The 19,683-nt window shown below is 65.1% G+C and carries 12 protein-coding genes; 2 read left to right on the top strand and 10 right to left on the bottom strand.

The window, feature by feature from the left end; all coding sequences use genetic code 11:
• The first annotated feature begins 123 nt into the window (after positions 1-123).
• The gene (locus O987_RS02820) at positions 124-1,410 is read left to right on the top strand and encodes a TRAP transporter large permease (RefSeq protein WP_003059041.1); all 1,287 of its coding nucleotides are present in this window, start codon (positions 124-126) and stop codon (positions 1,408-1,410) included.
• Positions 1,411-1,484: 74 nt separating this feature from the next.
• On the opposite strand, the gene O987_RS27500 is transcribed toward O987_RS02820, so the two are convergent.
• The 6 genes from O987_RS27500 to O987_RS02790 all read right to left on the bottom strand — a co-directional run bounded on the left by O987_RS27500 (position 1,485) and on the right by O987_RS02790 (position 10,602).
• The gene (locus tag O987_RS27500) at positions 1,485-2,096 is read right to left on the bottom strand and encodes a 4'-phosphopantetheinyl transferase family protein (RefSeq protein WP_051962104.1); all 612 of its coding nucleotides are present in this window, start codon (positions 2,094-2,096) and stop codon (positions 1,485-1,487) included.
• On the bottom strand, positions 2,096-6,202 hold the full coding sequence (locus O987_RS02810; RefSeq protein WP_043370761.1) for a Pls/PosA family non-ribosomal peptide synthetase: 4,107 nt from the start codon (positions 6,200-6,202) through the stop codon (positions 2,096-2,098). The genes O987_RS27500 and O987_RS02810 overlap by 1 nt, the downstream gene beginning before the upstream one ends.
• Before the next feature lie 305 nt (positions 6,203-6,507).
• Positions 6,508-7,746 (bottom strand): alpha-hydroxy acid oxidase, encoded by a 1,239-nt coding sequence (locus O987_RS02805; protein WP_043370759.1) that lies wholly within the window; start codon positions 7,744-7,746, stop codon positions 6,508-6,510.
• Between the two features lie 147 nt (positions 7,747-7,893).
• A complete protein-coding gene (locus O987_RS02800) occupies positions 7,894-8,874 on the bottom strand; it encodes a Bug family tripartite tricarboxylate transporter substrate binding protein (protein WP_043370757.1) in 981 nt (326 codons plus the stop codon).
• Between the two features lie 28 nt (positions 8,875-8,902).
• Positions 8,903-9,598 (bottom strand): RraA family protein, encoded by a 696-nt coding sequence (locus O987_RS02795; protein ID WP_043370756.1) that lies wholly within the window; start codon positions 9,596-9,598, stop codon positions 8,903-8,905.
• Positions 9,595-10,602: a hydroxyacid dehydrogenase gene (locus O987_RS02790; protein WP_043370754.1), complete on the bottom strand. Its 1,008-nt coding sequence runs from the start codon at positions 10,600-10,602 to the stop codon at positions 9,595-9,597. Before O987_RS02790 ends, O987_RS02795 begins: the two co-directional genes overlap by 4 nt.
• A gap of 87 nt (positions 10,603-10,689) precedes the next feature.
• On the opposite strand from O987_RS02790, the gene O987_RS02785 reads away from it, so the two are divergent.
• The gene (locus O987_RS02785; protein WP_043370753.1) at positions 10,690-11,619 is read left to right on the top strand and encodes a LysR substrate-binding domain-containing protein; all 930 of its coding nucleotides are present in this window, start codon (positions 10,690-10,692) and stop codon (positions 11,617-11,619) included.
• 45 nt (positions 11,620-11,664) lie between these two features.
• Here O987_RS02785 and O987_RS02780 read toward each other — a convergent pair whose 3' ends face one another.
• The 4 genes from O987_RS02780 to O987_RS02770 form a co-directional block, all read right to left on the bottom strand.
• Positions 11,665-12,000, bottom strand: a complete 336-nt coding sequence (locus O987_RS02780; protein ID WP_043370751.1) for a hypothetical protein — start codon at positions 11,998-12,000, stop codon at positions 11,665-11,667.
• 8 nt (positions 12,001-12,008) lie between these two features.
• Positions 12,009-17,948, bottom strand: coding sequence for an excinuclease ABC subunit UvrA (uvrA, locus tag O987_RS02775; protein ID WP_043370750.1), 5,940 nt, complete (start codon positions 17,946-17,948; stop codon positions 12,009-12,011).
• A gap of 137 nt (positions 17,949-18,085) precedes the next feature.
• Positions 18,086-18,223 (bottom strand): hypothetical protein, encoded by a 138-nt coding sequence (locus O987_RS29175; protein ID WP_003059044.1) that lies wholly within the window; start codon positions 18,221-18,223, stop codon positions 18,086-18,088.
• A 220-nt stretch (positions 18,224-18,443) separates the two neighbouring features.
• The gene (locus O987_RS02770; protein WP_003059045.1) at positions 18,444-19,457 is read right to left on the bottom strand and encodes a porin; all 1,014 of its coding nucleotides are present in this window, start codon (positions 19,455-19,457) and stop codon (positions 18,444-18,446) included.
• Positions 19,458-19,683 lie beyond the last annotated feature (226 nt).

Below are 19,683 nucleotides of genomic sequence, written 5' to 3'. Positions count from 1 at the left end.
CGGGAGGGAGACACACCTCGGTGCGGGGCGGCGCGGCCGGCATAGGCCCTTCATCGGTGTATCTCACTTGGGGTGCGCCAGTTTCATGCGCTGCGCCATGAATCACTGATTGACTGAAACATCATGGGTATCACTTTATTTGTTGCCATCATCGCCCTGCTCACGCTGGGCTTTCCGGTGGCGTTTGCGCTGGCCATCTCGGCAGCCCTTGCAGTCTTTGTCGGTGGACGTTATCCACAGCTGATCGTCTTCAAGGAAATGTTCACGGGCATCGACAGCTTTCCGCTGATGGCCGTGCCCTTCTTCATCCTGGCCGCAGAGCTGATGTCGGGCGGTGCGCTCACGGCCGTGCTGCTGCGCTTTGCCGCCCAGTTCGTCGGCCATCTGCGCGGCGGCCTGGGCTATGCCAATGTGCTGTCGCTGACCATGTTCTCGGGCATCTCGGGCTCGGCCCTGGCCGATGCAGCCGGCCCCGGCTCCATGATGGTCAAGATGATGGACAAGGCCGGCTACAGCCGCCCCTATGCAGCCGCGCTGACGGCCAGCACCGCCATCGTGGGCCCCATCATTCCGCCATCGGTGAGCATGATCATCTATGCGCTGCAGGATGAGAATGTCTCCGTGGGCGGCCTGTTCATGGCCGGCTTCATTCCCGGCATTCTGATCGCGCTGGCCATGGCGGCCGTCAACTGGTGGGTCTGCAAGAAGCGCAACTACCGCAGCACCGAGCCGCGCCCTTCGGCACGCGAGATGTGGAGCACCAGCTTCAAGGCCATCCCCGCGCTGATGCTCATCGTGCTCATCGTGGTCGGCATCCGCTTCGGCATCTTCACGCCCACGGAAGCGTCCGTCGTGGCCGTGTTCTATGCCCTGGTCTGCGGCAAATGGGTTTACCGCACGCTCAAGTGGTCGGCCCTGCCCGGCATCCTGGCGCGCTCGGCCATGCTCACGGCCTCGGTGCTGCTGGTGATGGCGACCTCGGCAGCATTTGCCTGGGTGCTCACGGTGGAAGGCATTCCGCAGTATCTGTCCGAGCTGATCGTGAGCTGGGAACTCTCGCCCGTCATGTTCCTGATTGCCGTGAACATTCTGCTGCTGGTCTTCGGCATCTTCATGGAGCCGCTGCCCGGTGTGATGATTCTGGTGCCCATTCTTGCGCCCATCGCCTTCAGCCTGGGCATCGATCCAACGCACTTCGCCATGGTGGTGATCGTCAACCTCACGCTGGGCATGATCACGCCGCCGGTCGGCGGCCTGCTGTTCGTGACCGCCGTGTCCACGCGCGTGTCCATCACCGATCTGACGCGCGAGATGCCGCTGTTCCTGCTGGCACACTTCGTCGTGCTGTGCCTGCTGACCTTCATCCCGGCACTGTCCACCTGGCTGCCGCATACGCTGGGCTTCCAGTAAGCACTGCGCTCATCCGCCAAGGCTGCCTCCGGCAGCCTTTTTTTTGGGCGATCGAATCCTGATGTAGAGCCTGTTCAGCGCACGCCGCCGCTGCCGGCAGTGCCATACCAGGCCACGGCGCCCGCATAGCCAGCTGCGGGCTTCAGCGGTGCACAGTTCATGCCCGTCAGTCGCGCCTGCAGCGAGCCACTCCATTCAGCCAGACCCAGGCCAGCGCATTTAAGTCTGGCTTCGTGCTGCGTCCAGGCGCTCGCAAACGCTTCAAAAAATAGAGTATCCGGCGCAATATCCAGAAGCTTCCGAGCGGCTTCCGGCCTCAGAAACAGGCGCGCCACATCCTCCAGCTCGCGGCACGGCGCGGTCGCATCCACGGCCTGGATATCCACACCTACCGCCCCCAAGTCATGCCAGGCCAGCAGTGCCAGTCCCGGCGCATGGCTGATGGAGCAGTGCGGCGCCGCAAGCGGCTTGCCGCGCAGCAACAGCCGCGGCGCCTGGTTGCGCAGGTTGCTGACCTCCAGCTCGGCCTCGGTACAGCCTAGCTCCGGAGCCAGACAGGTTCGCAGCGCCACCCGAGCCTGGCCTCGCGCCCTGTCACGGTCTGTGGCATCCAGACCCTGGACCAGCCGCAGCTGCGGCGCGCCGGCTCGCCGCTCGCCGGCAAGGAGGCAGGGCCGGATCTGCATCAGGCCGTCCCGGTGCGGCGCCGGGCCGGTGCGGCCGGTGCACCCTCCCAGCGCGTGCGCGCAGGCAGGGTCTCGCCCTTCATCACCAGGGTCAGCGGCCCGAGCTGTACGTCGTCGCCTACGCTGGCACTGTAGAGCACAGTGCAGCGCGCGCCCATGGTCACGCGGCTGCCTATGGACACATGGTCTATCTTCATCACCCGGTCCTCGAACAGATGAGTCTGCGGACAACACAGCGCGTTGAGCTCGCTATGGGCGCCGATCGTCACGCAGTCATGCTCGGTGATGTCGGTGGTATCCAGATAGACGCTGGCCGCAATCTTGCAGCCCATCAGGTTCATGGCCAGTGGCAGCCAGGGTGTGCCACGCAGGTAACGCAGGAAGTTGGGCACGGCCATGCCCTCATACATATTGGTCGCAGCCTCGGAGAGCCAGACAAAAGGTGTCCACATGGGCACGGCCGTCTTGCCGTAGCGCCTGATCGTCAGCCATTTGAACAGCGCCACCAGAAAGAACGCCACGATCCCGAAGAGCACCCCCGAAATGGCCAGGTCCAGCACCACGGCCCCCCAGCGCTCTTCAGAAGCCAGAGGCATCGCATCCAGCACAATGGCATAGCCGACGGCAATCACCAGCGCATGTGGAACGGCAATGCGAACGGCCTCCACCAACCCGCGCGCGACTCGCCGCCACGCAGAAGGCGCAAACGTCAGATGCTCTGGATAGCCCTGTGCGACCTCGCGCGCCGGCAAGTTGATCGCAGGCGCCCCCAGCCAGGTGTCGCCACTTTGCATGTCCGCATTGCGTGGCACGGCCGTCATCACGCCTATGAGCACATTCTCGGGGATGGTCGAGCCATCGGGCACATAGGCGCCGTTGCCGATGAAACTGCGGCGCGACACTACCGTGGGCTTGACCGTCATCCAGCCGCCGTCGATGAGCTCGTCGCCCAGCATCACTGCATCGGCCACAAAGCATTCGTCACCCAGCGTCAACATATCGGGCACCACGCCCAGTGCCGTGGACAGCTCGGTCTGCCTGCCGACCTTGGCGCCCAGCAGCCGGTACCAGGTGGAGGAGTAGACCGTGGCGTAGATGCCGTGCAGCGTGGACAGGCTCGCCTCCTGGATCTGGTTGACCAGCCATTTACCCAGGTAACGCCCGCTGTGCACCGACCAGGTACCGGCCCGCGTACGCGGCAGGAACAGATAGCGCACCAGCGCCGCTGCCAGCACCGTGCATGCCACCAGCACCAGGCTGGATGGCAGGGCCAGCACGAAGAACTTGAGAAGGCGCAGCATGAAGGCTCCCCCCGCATCGACCACGCCCTGCTCCAGCAACGGCCGCACCGAGATCGCCTCGACGTCGAGCACGTCGATCAGCATGAAGGTCGGGAACACCGGCATGAAGAACAGCGTGGCCACCAGCAGCCCACCCGCCAGGAAGACCAGCATCTCCAGGGCCTGGCGCAGCCGACCCGCCGTCTGGCGCGGCGGCAGGCTGCCAGGGTCGAACTCGCCCACGGCCCGCGCCGGCGAGCCGGCCCAGATGCTGCGCGCAGGCTGGACCATGCCGTCGGCCAGCGCCGACTGCCCCTCAAGGTGGGCCCAGTCTTCGAGACGGGTATTGCCTTCCACAACCACATAGGAGCCTATGCAGACCTCGTTGCCGATGGCGATACGGCCCAGCACCAGCTCACCGCCTTCGACGCGCGCATTCTCCAGGCTCACGGCATTGCCCACACTCACGCCGTCGCCGATGACCAGCAGGTCGGGCGCACGCACCGTCATGGAACCGAGATTGGTCTCAAGGCCCACTTTCGCGCCCAGCGCACGCAGCCACAGCGGGTGCAGCGAGGAACCGGTGATCATCGCGATGGGCACGGCCTCCACCAGCCGGTCGGCAAACCACCAGCGGAAATAGGTCCATCCCCACAGCGGGTAGCGCCCGGGCTTGAGGCGCCCGGCGACCAGCCATTTGCCGGCCCAGGCGATTGCGAATTCGGCCAGGGTGGCGATCGCGAAAGCCAGCACCGACATGGCCACGGCAAACCAGACCGAGTCGTTCTCGTCGCCAGTGAAGAAGTGATAGGTGAAGAACGGAGCCAGCCACTGTGCCATCTTGATCAGCACCAGCAGCGGAATCGCCACCGCCTGGGCCGCGCCGCAGCGCCAGCGCCGCCACGCGGAATGGATGCGAAACGGCCGCGGCGGAACGCCCACTGTGGCTTCATCATCGGCCAGCATGGCGGCCTGCAGTGCATCCGCGATCAGTCCTATGTGGCGCTGCTGGTAGATGGTGCTCACCGTGGCCCGGGCAAAGCGCGCATCGGCGCGCAGCAGCGATGTCAGCCGCGCCGCGAACAGGGAATGCCCGCCCAGGTCGCTGAAGAAATCCAGCCCGCGGCGTATGGACTGCCCCGGGAAAAGCTGGGCCAGGGCCGCGAACAGCACTTCCTCGGCCGGAGTTTCGGGCAGGTCGGAGCCGGAAGCATCCATCGCTGCGGACAGCTGCCGGACCTTGAGTGCCTTGCGGTCTATCTTGCCCGAGGTCAGGCGCGGCATCTCGGCCAGCGCCTCGAAGCGCGCGGGCGCCATATAGGGCGGCAGGCGCTCGGCCAGGGCGGCACGCAGCGTGGAATGCGCAGGCGGTGCGGCGACTTCGGTGGGCACGTAGAAGGCGACTAGCTGGTCTATGCCCTCGTCCTGACGCAGCAGCACGGCCGTGGTACCCACGCCCGGCTGCTGGGCCATCACGGCCTCGATCTCACCGAGCTCCACGCGAAAACCGCGGATCTTGACCTGGTCGTCGGCCCGGCCCAGGCAGTGGATCTGGCCTTGTGCGTCGATGCGCGCCAGATCCCCGGTGCGGTACAGCCGCGTATCGTGCGGACCCTGAGCCCAGGGGTTGGCGAGGAATTTCTCGGCCGTCAGCCCGGGGCGGCCCAGGTAACCAGCCGCCACGCCGGGGCCGGTGATGCACAGCTCGCCGACCTCGCCCTGCGGCAAGCCCACCAGCGCGGGCGCGGTGCCGGCCGGAAAACTGTCGGCCTCGATCACCTGCACCACCACCAGGCCGTAGTTGGGCAGCGGCGTGCCGATGGTGACCGGCTCGCCGGCCCGCAGCTCGGCCAGGCTGGCCGACACCGTGGCCTCGGTCGGCCCATAGGTATTGAACATCTGGCGCTGACCACCATCCTCCCGGTTGGCCCAGCGAGCCACCAGCGATTCGGGGCACATCTCGCCGCCAAGATTGATGAGGCGCAAAGTCGGCACATCCTGCGCGAACAGCGCCAGCAGCGTAGGCACGGCATGCAGCACTGTCACCTGCTGCTCCACCAGCGCGCGCGGCAAGGCCTCGGGGTCACCGGCGATCTCGCGCGGCGCCAGCCACAGCGTCGCGCCCACAAGGTAGCTGATCCAGATTTCCTCAAACGACATGTCGAAGGCCACCGAGAAGCCCTGGTAGACCTTGTCGCCCCGGTGCACGCCAAGCCGCGCATTCTCGCTGCGCAGAAAGTGGCAGATGCTGCCCTGGGTGATGGCGATGCCCTTGGGCTTGCCCGTGGAGCCGCTGGTATAGATCACATAGGCCGGGTGGCCGGGCTGCGCGCCATCACGCCGGCGCAGCGCCGTACCCGCCGGCAGTTGCGCCAGCAGTGCGGTATCGCTGAAGACCTGCGCTGAAATACCTGCCTGGGCTTGCACCAGATGCGTCTGCCGCTCCGAGATCAACAGCGCCTTGGCATTCGCATCGCCGAGGCAGGTGGCGATGCGTTCGGTGGGCGTTTCGGCATCGAAGGGCAGCCAGGCAGCGCCGGTCTTGGCGATCGCCAGCTGCAGCGTGAGCAGCTCCATGCCGCGCGGCAGCCACAGGCCCACCATGTCGCCGGGGCGGATGCCGGCCTCGATCAGCCGGTGCGCAGCGCGGCTGGCATCGGCGTCCAGCTGCGCATAGCTACACTGGCGCAGCTGCTCGCCCTGTCCCTCGATCAGCGCAATCTGTTCGGGGTGGGCTGCGGCGGTCGCTTCGAAGATATCGGCCAGCACCTCGTGGCGCAGCAGATCTGGCCGCTCGGGCCCACGTAAAACAACAGTGTCAGACATAGATCAGCGGCTTACCCGGAGCAACCATGCGTCCGAACCTGGTGACGCCGCTCTTTTCTGTCTGCCATTATTGAGCGTATCGCTCGCTTTCAGTGTTGCGCAGCCGGCTTCCTGCCCCGGCGTCGCACAATATTTGCATTCATGTAGAGCAGTCCCGGCTGCGGACCTGCCAGGCCTTCGACGGCTGGAGAGACGACCTCTCGTCAAGGTGCAACTGCTTCCGGGCGCACGCCTCGTCGTTCGGGGCCCCGGCGCCGCATACACACATGCCTCCAGCAAACAATTCGTGGCCTTGCCCTGCGGGATCAGCTGCGGCGATGCAGGTGCTCGCGCCGCATGCCGTGCGGGCTCTGCACACCGATCAAGGCCATATTGCGCCGGATCTCTGAGGCCAGAATGCCGGCCGCGTGCAGGATTCCCGCCTCCCCCGCCACGGCTCCTGCGTAATTGAAGGGCCGGCCCACAAAGACGAACTTGGCTCCCAGTGCCAGTGCCAGCAGCACATCGTTGCCACGTCGAAAGCCGCTGTCGATCATGACCGCATATTCGTGCCCCAGCGCATCGACCACCTGCGCCAGCGTATCCATGGGCGATATCGAGCCGTCGAGCTGCCTGCCGCCGTGGTTGGACAGAATGATGCCGTTCGCCCCTGCATCGCGCGCGGACAGCGCATCCTGGGGCCGCAGAATGCCCTTGACGACCAGATTGCCTTGCCAGCGCTGGCGGATCAGGGCCAGATGTTCCCAGCTCAGATGGTCGCGTGCCCCGAAGTCGCGCGTGACGCTGGAGGAGAGAATGGGAGCACCGCGCGTGGCCTGCGAGTTCTCGAAATGCGGCATACCATGACAGACCAGGGTGCGCAGGGCCGTACCCAGCAGCCAGCGCGGATGGGTGATGCCGTCCCAGGCCAGACGCAAGCTGGGCCGCAGCGGTGTCGAGAAACCCGCGCGAATATTGTTCTCACGGTTGCCCGAGACCGGCGTGTCGACCGTCACCACCAGAGTCTTGAAACCTGCGACCTCGACACGGTCCAGCAGCCTGAGGATGCGCTCCTTCTCTCCGGGCACATAGGCCTGAAACCAGGCCTCGGGGTTGGCCTTGGCCACCTCTTCCATCGCGATCAGCGAAGTGCCGCTGAGTATGGCCGGGATATGGGCCCGCGCAGCAGCCCGCGCCTGGATCAGATCGCCCCGGTAGGCGGACAGTGCGCTGATGCCCATCGGCGCGATACCGAAAGGAGCTGCATAGGTCTGCCCCAGCAGCGTCGTTGCCAGCGTGCGCCCTGAGGTGTCGGTCAGCACGCTGCTCATCCAGCGGTATCTGTCGAAGACCTCGCGGTTGCCGCGCAGGGACTTGTCGGTCTCGCAGCCGCCGCTCACATAGGCAAAGATGGGCGCCGGCAGATGCCTGCGCGCCGCTGTCTCGAAATCATCCAGAGACAGAATGCCGCGCAGCCTGCGAGGCATGCCCGGCTGCGCATCCGCGCGGGACGGCGCAGACGACGCAGGAGCGTTGAATTTCTCGATATCGAATCGGGCTTGCATGAGATGGGCGCTGAAACGTTGGCACTGGTTGCAAGAAATCGCCCCAAGCGCGCTTTCTGCAATTGAAAAAGCTGCTCTGGAGACGCCTTTCAGGGCACAGGAAATGCGGCGCCGGTGCGGTTGCTCGCCCGCCCCGGCCCGAGGCACTCAGTTGAGCCTGATCTGGGCTTCGCGGATCAGCTTGCCCCACTTGGCATGCTCGCTCTTGATCCAGGCGCCGAACTTCTCCGCACCGGCCGGCGTCGGCATGCTGCCCTCCTGCGCCAGCTTGTCCTGCACCTCCTTGGTGGCCAGCAGCTTCATGGTGGCATCGCCGATGCGCCTGACCACATCGGGCGGCATGTTCGCGGGGCCCACCAGGCCCAGCCAGGTCGAAGCCTCGAAATCGGCATAGCCCTGCTCGGCCACCGTGGGCACATCGGGCAGGGAAGGCACGCGCTGCGCCGAAGTCACGGCCAGGGCGCGGACCTTGCCCGAGGTCAGCTGCTGCATCACGGATACGGTGTTGCCGAAGTACAGCTCCACCTGTCCGCCCAGCAGATCCGTCATCGCCTGGTTCGCGCCCTTGTAGGGCACCTGCAGGATCTGGATGCCTGCGCGGCGCGCCAGCATCTCGCCGGCCAGGTGACCCACCGTGCCGTTGCCGGCCTGGGCTATGCCGTAGGTGCCGGGCCTGGCCTTGGCAGCCTTGATGAAGTCGCCCAGATTCTTGAACGGCGAACCGGCGCGCACGGTCAGCACCACCGGCTGCAGGGCCACGCTGACAATGGGCGTGAAGTCCTTGAGCGGATCAAAGGGCATCTTGGCATACAGGCTGGGATTGATCGCCAGATTCGCAGCCTGGCCCATGCCTATGGTGTAGCCGTCGGGCACCGCCTTGGCCACGGCATCAAGGCCGATGTTGCCGCCCGCGCCCGGCTTGTTGTCCACCACCACCGTCCAGCCCATGCCCAGATTGAGCCTGTCCGCCACCAGCCGCGAAGTGGCGTCGGTGCCGCCGCCCGGCGGGAAGGGCACCACCATGCGCACCGGACGCTGAGGCCATTCGCCCGCCGCGCTGGCCATGCCCTGCACACCCATGGTCAGTGCGGCCAGGGCAGCCGCCGTCAGAAATATTCTTTTATGCATGTCTTGTCTCCTGAAAGAATGTCCGGCCTCAGACCGGCAGGCCCTTGGCGCGCAGCACCGCATCGAAGCGCTCGGGGTCGGCAGTGCCCTCGCGATTGCTTTCGCGGATGGCTGCCTCCTTGACCAGATGCGCCCGGCTGCGCTGCAGAATCTCGGCCGCATCCGCCGCAGGCACGGCAATCACGCCATCGGCATCACCCACGATCAGATCGCCTGGCAGCACCGCCATGCCGGCGCAGGAAACCGGCACATTGATCTCGCCCGGGCCATCCTTGCTGGGACCTCGATGGGTGTGAGCGCGCGCGAAGATCGGCATGCCGTCCTCGGCCCATTCGCAGAGATCGCGGATGGCACCGTCTATCACCAGCCCGGCGAGCTTGCGCGCCACACAGGTGGTGCGCATCAGACCGCCGACCAGGGCCTGGGAGACATCGCCCCCGCCGTCGATGACCAGCACATCGCCGGGCTGCACCATCATCAGCGCCTTGTGAATCATGAGGTTGTCGCCGGGGCGCACCCGCACGGTGACGGCCGGCCCGCAGAGCACGGCATCAAGCCTGGCGTGGTATTGGCGCAGGCCCAGAGTGCCGACATTGCGGCTCATGGAGTCGCCGATGGCCGCCACGGGAATGGACTTGAATGCCTCGACGACCTCGGCCTCGGGGCCAGGGACGCGCGGATTGATGCGATAGCCCGCGGGCCATTGTTTTGCACTATTGCTCATGCAGGTTCTCCGGAAAAAGAGGAATGGGATTCAAGGGCCTCGGGGTTCACGCAGCGGCTGGCGGCCACGGGCCGGCCTTGCAGCCAGCCCAGCACATTCGCGGCCGCACCGGCGGCCATGGCGGCCAGCGCCGCAGGCGTGGAACCGCCCACATGCGGTGTCAGAACCACGTTCGGCAGGGCCGCCAGCGCGGAGTCCGCAGGCAGGGGCTCCACGGCCATGGTGTCCAGGCCGGCGGCATGCAGGTGACCGCTGCGCAGGGCCTCGACGAGTGCGGGCTCGTCCACCACTTCGCCGCGTGCGGTATTGATCAGGATGGCGCCCTGCGGCAGGCAAGCCAGTCGCGCCGCGCCCAGCATGCCGCGGGTGTGTCGGTTGAGCGGTACATGCAGACTGAGCACATCGGCCAGCGGCAGCAACTCGTCCAGCGAAGCCAGCAGCTTCACACCCGCCACGGGGCTGGCCTGCAGCGCCGGATCGAAGGCGGCCACCTGCATGCCCAGGGCCTGGCAAACCTGGGCCACACGCTGGCCGACCTGGCCGAAGCCGACCAGGCCCAGCGTCTTGCCGGACAGCTCGATGCCGTCCTGGGCGCGCGACCAGCGGCCACCGCGCAATTGCGCATCCATCCAGGCAATGCGGCGGGCCGCAGCAAACAGCAGGCCCAGGGTCATCTCCGCCACGGACTGCGCGTTCGCCCCGGGCGTCACATAGACCGGAATGCCGCGAGCACCGGCTGCAGCCACATCGATATTGCTCACGCCCACGCCATGCTTGGAGATGACCTTGAGCGTGGGGCACGAGGCGATGGCGCATGCAGAGAGCTCCAGGGTGCGCGAGATCACGGCATCGACGGGCTCGGTGGCCATGATGCGTTCCACCGCCCCGGCGTCATCGCCGGGCGCCAGATAGATCACCCGTGCACCGGCCCTGGCAAGAAGATCCGACCCGCTGGAAGCCAGCTTGGGAGCGGTGACGAAAACGGTAAAGGCTTGTGTTGGCATAAGGACTCCGATGAGCCCGGATTCTTGTCAGCATCAATCATTCCGTCTATTCGATAATATTCATTCAATCATCACTTTCATTCATCGATGGATCTGCATCTGCGCGATCTGCGCTTCTTCGAGATCGTGGCCGAGCTGGGCCACCTTGGACGGGCCGCCGAACAGCTGGGCCGCACCCAGCCGGCGCTGACCAAATGCATGCAGCGGCTGGAACAGGCCGTGGGCGGGGCATTGTTCGAGCGCGCCGGGCGCGGCATACAGCTCACGCCCGCAGGGCAGGTGCTGCTGGCCCGCGCACGCATGCTGCGCAACGCCAGTCAGGAGGCGCTGCGCGAGGTACGCGATTTCAACGAGGGGATTTCGGGCCATGTGCGCATAGGCAGCGGCCCCGTGGCCGCCGACCATCTGCTGCCCGAGCTGTGCAGCAAGGCGCTTGCCGGCGGGCGCAGGATCACCATCAGCATCGTGATCGGCCCGAGCTGGGAGCTGCGCGACCGCCTGCGCGAAGGCCAGCTCGATCTGCTGATCGGTCTGACGGCCGAAGGCGATGCGGAACTGGTCTCCTACCCCATCGTCGAGGATGTGGTCGTGGTGGCTGCCAGCCGCACGCATCCCATCTTCGCAAAATCCCGCATCACGCCGGCCGCGCTGCTGCAGCACTCCTGGGCCCTGCCCAGCGCCAACATTCCCAGTCGCCAGTGGCTGGATCAGGCTTTTACGTCACGCGGCATGTCACCGCCCACGGTACAGGTCGAGGCGGGCTCCATCCCGCTGTTGCCGCGCATGGTGGCGAAGACGGATCTGCTGACCTTCGTCTCGCGCCACACGCTGCGGCTGGAGCGCAGCCGCACGCTCAAGGAGGTGCGCCTTGCCGCCACCACGCTACGCCGTCACCTGGGCGTGACCTGCCGCAGGGACGGCTACCTGTCGCCCGCTGCCCAGCAGATTCTCAAGCTGCTGCGCGACGACGGGCCCATGCTGTTCGGCAGCGACGAGGCGTCCTTTGACGATAGGTGAGCATGGCTGAAGCCGCCCAGCTTCGAGAGCGCATGCCGGGCCACATCACTCCGCAGGCTCGGCCCGCAGATGGGCGTCGCAGCCCGCCCCCGCCGCAATCCAGCGTCTGGCCAGGGCCAGCCTGAGCCGGCAGAGCCCGCGACGCCAGGCCGGAGCATCGGATGCCACCCGGCCCGCATCCTGCAACACGCCGCAGCGGTACTGCAGCGCCGCTTCGTCCCAGCGTAGCGCCGCACAAGTCCCTTTGCGCCGGCGCGAGATCAGCATGCCCATGGGGCAAGGCTCTGCCAGACAGCACAGGCCGCAGCCGTTGCAGGGCGCGCCGAAGGCCGGCTTGGCAGGCGCCTGCGCCTGCCAGAACACCACTTGCTCACGAGCCATGTGAAAGCTCAGGTACGCGCCAGCACCGGTGCCAGCGCCTTTCCGGTGTGGGTGCCGATGCCGACCAGATCCTCGGGAGTCCCCGAGGCCACGATACGCCCGCCGTCCTTGCCGCCTTCGGGGCCCAGATCGATGATCCAGTCCGCCTCGGCAATCACGTCGAGGTCATGCTCGATGACCACCACGCTGTGGCCGCCGTCGACAAGGCGGTGCAGCACATGGATGAGCTTGTCCACGTCAGCCATGTGCAGGCCCACGGTGGGTTCGTCCAGCACATACAGCGTGTGCGGAGCCTTCTGCCCGCGGCGGCCGATATCGTCGCGCACCTTGGTCAGCTCGGTCACCAGCTTGATGCGCTGGGCCTCGCCACCCGACAGCGTGGGCGATGGCTGGCCCAGGGTCAGATAGCCCAGACCCACGTCTTTCAGCAACTGCAGCGGATGAGCAATCGAGGGCATGGAGGCGAAGAACTCAACAGCCTCGTCGACCTCCATCTGCAGCACATCGCCAATGCTCTTTCCGCGCCAGGTCACGGCCAGCGTCTCGGGGTTGAAGCGTGCGCCGTGGCAGACTTCGCAAGGCACTTTCACATCGGGCAGAAAGCTCATCTCGATGGTGCGTACGCCCTGGCCCTCGCAGGCCGGGCAGCGGCCTTCGCCGGTGTTGAAGGAGAAGCGGCCCGCCGCATAGCCGCGGGCCTTGGCCTCCAGGGTCTCGGCGAACAGCTTGCGAATCGTGTCCCAGAAGCCGATATAGGTCGCGGGGCAGGAGCGCGGTGTCTTGCCGATCGGAGTCTGGTCGACTTCGAGCACGCGATCGATGGTCTCGAAGCCCTTGAGCCCCTTGCAGCCCACGAGCGCCGGCGACTTGCCGGCATCCATGGCATCGCGGCCGGCCTTGGTCGAGCGCTGCTGTACCCAGGCCGCCACATTGCTCAGCAGCACATCGCGCGCCAGCGTGGACTTGCCCGAGCCGGAAACTCCGGTCACGGCCACCAGGCGCTTGAGCGGAACGCGCGCGTCCACATTCTGCAGATTGTGCAGATTCGCGCCCAGCACCGTCAGCCAGTGCAATGCATCGCTGTCTTGCTGCACCACATTTTCAGTAGCAGCTACCGCTTTCTTTTTCTTGGCTTTGGATGGTTTCTTGCCTGAAACCTCCATATCGCCAGCGTCAGAAGCTTCTGCATTGATAGCAGCCGGCTGTACCGGAGGCTCACCCTCTCCCACCCACAGACGTGGCTTGAAAGGGTGGCGCATGGCGTGCAGCAGATAGCGCCCGGTGACCGAGTCCTTGGCCGCCATGATGTCGGCAACCGTGCCCTCAGCCACCAGACGGCCGCCGCGAATGCCGGCGCTGGGGCCGATATCGATCACGTGATCGGCGCGGCGAATCGTGTCTTCGTCGTGCTCCACCACCACCAGCGTGTTGCCCTTGTCGCCGAGCTTGTGCAAGGCATTGAGCAGAATCTGGTTGTCGCGCGCATGCAGACCGATGGTGGGTTCGTCCAGCACATAGCAGACGCCTTGCAGATTGCTGCCCAGCTGCGCGGCCAGGCGGATTCGTTGGGCCTCGCCCCCGCTCAGGGTGGGGGCGCCGCGGTCCAGCGTCAGATAGTTGAGACCGACTTCTTCAAGGAATTCGAGACGGCTCTGAATCTCGGGAATCAGATCGCGCGCAATATCGGCTTCGCGGCCCGTAAGCTCCAGACTCTGTATCCATTGGCGCACATCGCTGACCGACAGCTGGGCGATATCGGTAATCGCCTCGTCGTGAAACTTCACGGCTCGCGCCACGGGGTTCAGACGTGTGCCGTGGCACTTGGGGCATTCCACCTCGGCCAGGTCTTCCACCTCCTGGCCCTCGAACTTCACCTCCCGGCCCCGGTTGTCGTCGGCCAGCAAGGTGTCGTCATAGACCTTGCGCTGGTCCTTGGTCAGCTTCACGCCCGTGCCCACGCAATCGGGGCACCAGCCATGCTTGCTGTTGTAGGAGAACAGACGCGGGTCCAGCTCGGCATAGCTGGTGGCGCAGACCGGGCAGGCACGTTGGGTGGAGAACACCTGCAGCGCGCCGATGCCGGCCGTGCTCCGGCCGCCCTGCATGGCGTCGGCCAGGTTCTCGATGCCGGACAGCACATGCAGCACGCCCTTGCCGATTTCCAGTGCCTGGCGCAGATGGCCGCGCAGCTCCTTCTCGTTGGCTGCGGTCACCGTCACGCTGGCCACGGGCAGCTCGATGGTGTGTTCCTTGAAGCGATCTATGCGCGGAAAGCCCGTGGTCGGCAGAAACTCGCCGTCCACGCGCAGATGCGTGTAGCCCTTGGGTCTGGCCCAGTCGGCCAGCTCGGTATAGACGCCCTTGCGGTTGACGACCAGCGGACTCAGCAGGCCTATGGTCTGGCCGCGGAAATTCGTCATCAGCTGCGCGGCAATGCTTTCCTCGGTCTGCGGCTGCACGATGGCATCGTCGTGGATGCAATGCTGCACGCCCAGCTTCACATAGAGCAGGCGCAGAAAGTGCCAGATCTCGGTGGTCGTGCCCACCGTGGACTTGCGACCGCCGCGCGACAGGCGCTGCTCGATGGCCACCGTGGGCGGTATGCCATAGACCGCATCAACCTCGGGACGGCCCGCAGGCTGCACGATGGAGCGCGCATAGGCATTGAGCGATTCGAGATAGCGGCGCTGGCCTTCGTTGAACAGGATGTCGAAAGCCAGCGTGGACTTGCCCGACCCCGACACCCCGGTCACCACATTGAACTTGCCGCGTGGCACATCCACACTCAGGGACTTGAGGTTGTGTTCCTTGGCATTGACGATCTCGATCGCGTTCTTGGCCTGCGGCGCCTTTTCGGCCTGTGCCTTGCGCTGCGGCTTGTAGAGCATGGGAGCGACTTCGTGCACCGCCTCGCCGCCCACGCCCATGGCCAGGTCGTATTCGCGCAGGGCCTGGGCCGTGTGCGACTCCTTCACATGGCGCACCTCTTCGGGCGTGCCCTCGGCGACGATCAGACCGCCGCCATCACCGCCTTCAGGGCCCAGATCGATCAGCCAGTCGCTGGCGCGAATCACGTCCAGGTTGTGCTCGATGACGATCAGCGAGTGGCCCGCTTCCAGCAGCTTGCGCAATGCGCGCATGAGCTTGGCGATGTCTTCGAAATGCAGGCCGGTCGTGGGCTCGTCGAACAGGAACAGCGTGCCTTTCTTGGCCAGCGACTGCTTGGATTTGGACTGCGCCTTGGCCGCCTCGGCCAGAAAGCCTGCGAGCTTGAGGCGCTGAGCCTCGCCGCCCGACAGCGTGGGCACCGGCTGGCCGAGCTTCACGTATTCCAGGCCCACATCGACGATGGGCTGCAGCGCGCGGATCACGTCGCGGTCCTGCGCAAACAGCAGCGCGGCTTCGGCCACCGTGATTTCCAGCACATCGGCCACATTCAGCGGCTGGCCGTTGCGCTCGATTTTCACTTCCAGAATCTCGGGGCGATAACGCGTGCCGTTGCAGTCCGGGCAGCGCAGATAGACGTCCGAGAGGAACTGCATCTCCACATGCTCGAAGCCCGAGCCGCCGCAGGTCGGGCAGCGGCCGTCGCCGCTGTTGAAGCTGAACTTGGCAGCGGTGTAGCCGCGCTGGCGCGACAGTGGTGCCACGGCGAACAGCTCGCGGATCGCATCCCAGGCGCCCACATAGCTGACCGGGTTGGAGCGCGCCGTCTTGCCGATCGGCGACTGGTCCACGAACATCACATCGGCCAGATGGTCTGCGCCCAGCAGGCGCTCGAATGCGCCTGCGGCATCGGTGGGCTTGCCGAAGTGACGCATCAGCGCAGGCACCAGCACATCCTGGATCAGCGTGGATTTGCCCGAGCCCGAAACGCCGGTGATGGTGACCAGGCGCTGCAGCGGAAAGTCCACGCTGATGCCCTGCAGATTGTGTTCGCGCGCGCCTTCGAGAATCAGGCGCGGCGTGCTCTCGGTCACCATGCGCTTGAGGCCGAAACCCACCTGCTTGCGCCCGCCCAGGTAGGCACCGGTCAGGGTATCGGCCTGGCGCAGATCCTCTGGCGTGCCGTCGAACACGATCTGGCCGCCGCGCGCACCGGGGCCAGGGCCCATGTCGATCATGCGGTCGGCGGCAAACATCACTGCCGGGTCATGCTCCACCACCACCAGCGTATTGCCCGCATCGCGCAGGCGCTGCATGGCCTCGGTGATGCGTTCCATATCGCGCGGGTGCAGACCTATCGATGGCTCGTCGAGCACGAACAAGGTGTTGACCAGCGAAGTGCCTAGAGCGGTGGTGAGGTTGATGCGCTGCACCTCGCCACCGCTCAGCGTGCGGCTCTGGCGGTCCAGCGTGAGATAGCCTATGCCCACATCGCACAGATACTGCAGCCGCGTCATGACTTCGGCATGCAGCATCTTCAAGGCCTGGGTTTCGCCATCGTTCCTGTCGGCTGCCTCGCTGGGCACCAACTGTGCAAAGAACTCGCGCAGGCGCGTGATCGGCAGACGCATCAGATCATGCAGACACAGGCCTGGCAGGCTTTCCAGCTGCTCACGGCTCCAGCCCACTGCCTGCGGCATGAAGCGCTGGTATCTGCCGCTCTCGTCGCCGGGCGGCAGCACGGCATCCGCAGCCTGCTTGCTGCCAATGCGCCAGAGCAGGCTTTCGGTCTTGAGGCGGGCACCGCCGCAGCTCGGGCATTCGGTATAGCTGCGGTACTTGGACAGCAGCACCCGGATATGCATCTTGTAGGCCTTGCTTTCGAGGTACTCGAAGAAGCGGCGAATGCCATACCAGGTCTGGCTCCACTTGCCGTTCCAGTTGGGCGAGCCCTCGATCACCCAGTCCTTCTGCGCCTGGGTCAGCTTGGACCAGGCCGTATCGCGTGGAATGCCTTCGGCCTCGGAGTGGCGCATCAGGTCGTCCTGAATCTCCTTCCAGGCCGGCGTCTGGATCGGCTTGATGACACCGGTGCGCAAGGTGAGTTTTTCGTTCGGAATCACCAGACCCCAGTCCACCCCGATGACGCGCCCGAAACCACGGCAGGCATCGCAGGCTCCCACCGCGGAGTTGAACGAGAACAGCGAGGGAATCGGCTCCTGATAGGTCAGATTGCTTTCAGGGCAATGCAGGCCCAGCGAGAACTTCCACAGCTCGGACTCGGCCGCCTCTGCCGCGCTCTCGGGCAGCACATACACCGTGAGACTGCCGCTGCCGCGCTTGAGGCCCACCTCGATCGCCTCCATGGCACGGGAGCGCTCGGCCTTGCCGAGGCGAAAGCGGTCGGCGATCACATCCAGCACCTTGATCTTCTCGGGGGCTGGCTTGGCTTTTTTCTTGCCCTTGGCGACTTCGTCACTGGCCGCATGAGCGCGCTCCACCTCGCGCTCGGCCTGCACCTTGGTGAAGCCGCTGGCAGACAGCCATTGCTCCACCTCTTCGGCCGAGGTATTGGCCGGCAGCTCCACCGGGAAGGTGATGGCAATGCGCGGATCGCCCGCCGCCTCGCAGCGCTGGGCCAGTTCGGCGTAAATGCTGTCCGCCGTGTCATGGCGCACCGGCAGGGCCGTCCTGCTGTCAAACAGCTGGGCCGCACGCGCAAACAGCAGCTTGAGGTGATCGTTGATCTCCGTCATCGTGCCCACGGTGGAGCGCGAGTTGCGCACCGGGTTGGTCTGGTCGATGGCAATCGCGGGCGGCACACCCTCGACCTTGTCCACGGCCGGCTTGTCCATGCGGTCGAGGAACTGCCGCGCATAGGCGGAGAAGGTCTCCACATAGCGACGCTGACCTTCGGCGTACAAGGTGTCGAACACCAGGCTGGACTTGCCCGAGCCGCTGGGACCGGTGACCACGGTCAGCTCACCGGTACGGATGTCGATGTCCAGATTGCGAAGATTGTGCTGGCGAGCACCACGGATACGGATCAGGCCCTGCGTCATGTTCTGCGGTCTTTTCAATGGAGGCCAAACATTCTAGGCAGTCCTGGCAAGAACCTGGGTTGCGCATGTGCATTAAGGTTTTGCAGCGGCCGAAAAAAAGCCCCGGCTTGCGGGGCTTTGCGCGGGTGCGGCAATGTTCATTTGGACTCCGCCGGTGCATGGATTGCATCCGCACCATGTTTTTCGCCGCTCATGTCCACCTTGTCACCCGCTTTCATGATGACAAACAGCGCCACGGCGGCAAACACCACAAAACCAATCGCGAGCTTCCACATATCAGTCTCCAGAGTCGTTATGAAAAGCAGCCGTGGCGGCGGCTTGCGCCGCTACGGTCAGCACGACCATTGAGCCCCATCGAGTTTGCGCGTGGCTTACTACAGGTCGGGCTGCGCATAAGAAAAAACCCCATGCCTCGCGACATGGGGTATGAACTTGGAGTAATGGTCTGCATTATCAGCTGCAGCTGCTGGAGACACCGCTTGCGCGGTGCACAAATTAGAAGTTGTGGCGCACGCCCAGAGCGAAGGAGCTGAAGTCCGCGCCGGCAGCACCGGTCACATAGTTCGCACCCTTGCTGTTGTTCACCTTGGTGTAGTAGCCATAGACCTTGGTGCGCTTGCTCAGGTTGTAGTTGTAGCCCAGAGTCCACTGAGTGGCTGCGGAGTCGGCGATGTGGCTCCACTTGTTGGCGTGACCCACGTTGGCGTGGAACTCCGAAGCGCCCAGGGCATACATGGCCGACAGACGGAAGTTGTTGCGCGAGCCGGCGCCGGTGCCGGTGATCTGGTTGTCGTCCTTGTTGCGCTGGTAGTAGGCACCCAGGGTCACTTGACCGAAGGTGTACAGGCCGCGCAGGGCAGCTTGCCAGTTGTCGCCCACCTTGCTGAAGCCAGCGCCCAGGTGCAGAGGACCGGTGGCGTAGTTGGCGGCCAGGTCATAGCCGTTCTTGCGGGGACCGACCGTAGGATCCTTCTCGTGCAGCGACACGGAGGCATCCACCGTCAGACCGCCCATGCTGGGGGTGCGGTAGCCGACCTTGTTCTTGGTGCTCAGACCGCCGAACCAGACGGGATCGTAGTACAGCGCATCGGAAGAAGAACCGGTGTCGTGGTTGTGCATGCTGATGTAGTCAGCGGTTGCATAGTAGGACTCGGGCACGAAGTTGCCCAGACGGATCATGCCGAAGCCACCCGACAGGTTCACTTCGCTCTGACGGGCAAAGGACATGCCGGTCGTGGGATGGGTCCAGGCGGAACCGGTGCCGGTGTCGGAGTTGAAGCCGGACTCCAGCGTGAAGCCAGCCTTCAGGCCGCCACCCAGATCTTCGGTGCCGCGAATGCCCCAGCGCGAGGCATTGTTGTACAGGCCGGACACGGACTGATCACCGGACTTCTGACGCTCGACGGTGGTGTTGATACGGCCGTACAGCGTCACGCTGCTCTGTGCCATTGCAGTGGTCGCGCCCATCACAGCCAGTGCGGCCAGAGCGATGCGAGTCATCTTGGTCATTCAATGCTCCTATATCCTGGGATAGTGTTTTTGCACCGCATTGGCTTGTAGGTTGTTGGCCCTCTCGCGGCTAGGTGTGATTCTAGGTGGGCCCCTCTCAAAAGCATGATTTGCATCGCAAAAAAGTAACGCAATGATGCTTTGTTGCCACACTGCTGTAACCCATTAGTGCTGCAGTAAAAGGCATAAGACCTGCAAAGCACGAGCCTTGCAGGTCTTCGATGTG

This window comes from Comamonas testosteroni TK102, from assembly GCF_000739375.1.
In the GTDB taxonomy this organism is placed as follows: Bacteria; Pseudomonadota; Gammaproteobacteria; order Burkholderiales; family Burkholderiaceae_C; genus Comamonas; species Comamonas brasiliensis.
This window is presented reverse-complemented; position numbering and strand designations above follow the sequence as displayed.

What these genes read in the sequence shown, in the direction of transcription:
- O987_RS02800 (WP_043370757.1), bottom strand. Translation starts at nt 8,874, where the DNA reads ATGCATAAAAGAATATTTCTGACGGCGGCTGCCCTGGCCGCACTGACC.
- O987_RS02795 (WP_043370756.1), bottom strand. Translation starts at nt 9,598, where the DNA reads ATGAGCAATAGTGCAAAACAATGGCCCGCGGGCTATCGCATCAATCCG.
- uvrA (WP_043370750.1), bottom strand. Translation starts at nt 17,948, where the DNA reads ATGACGCAGGGCCTGATCCGTATCCGTGGTGCTCGCCAGCACAATCTT.
- O987_RS02770 (WP_003059045.1), bottom strand. Translation starts at nt 19,457, where the DNA reads ATGACCAAGATGACTCGCATCGCTCTGGCCGCACTGGCTGTGATGGGC.
- O987_RS29175 (WP_003059044.1), bottom strand. Translation starts at nt 18,223, where the DNA reads ATGTGGAAGCTCGCGATTGGTTTTGTGGTGTTTGCCGCCGTGGCGCTG.
- O987_RS02810 (WP_043370761.1), bottom strand. Translation starts at nt 6,202, where the DNA reads ATGTCTGACACTGTTGTTTTACGTGGGCCCGAGCGGCCAGATCTGCTG.
- O987_RS02785 (WP_043370753.1), top strand. Translation starts at nt 10,690, where the DNA reads ATGGATCTGCATCTGCGCGATCTGCGCTTCTTCGAGATCGTGGCCGAG.
- O987_RS27500 (WP_051962104.1), bottom strand. Translation starts at nt 2,096, where the DNA reads ATGCAGATCCGGCCCTGCCTCCTTGCCGGCGAGCGGCGAGCCGGCGCG.
- O987_RS02790 (WP_043370754.1), bottom strand. Translation starts at nt 10,602, where the DNA reads ATGCCAACACAAGCCTTTACCGTTTTCGTCACCGCTCCCAAGCTGGCT.
- O987_RS02805 (WP_043370759.1), bottom strand. Translation starts at nt 7,746, where the DNA reads ATGCAAGCCCGATTCGATATCGAGAAATTCAACGCTCCTGCGTCGTCT.
- O987_RS02820 (WP_003059041.1), top strand. Translation starts at nt 124, where the DNA reads ATGGGTATCACTTTATTTGTTGCCATCATCGCCCTGCTCACGCTGGGC.
- O987_RS02780 (WP_043370751.1), bottom strand. Translation starts at nt 12,000, where the DNA reads ATGGCTCGTGAGCAAGTGGTGTTCTGGCAGGCGCAGGCGCCTGCCAAG.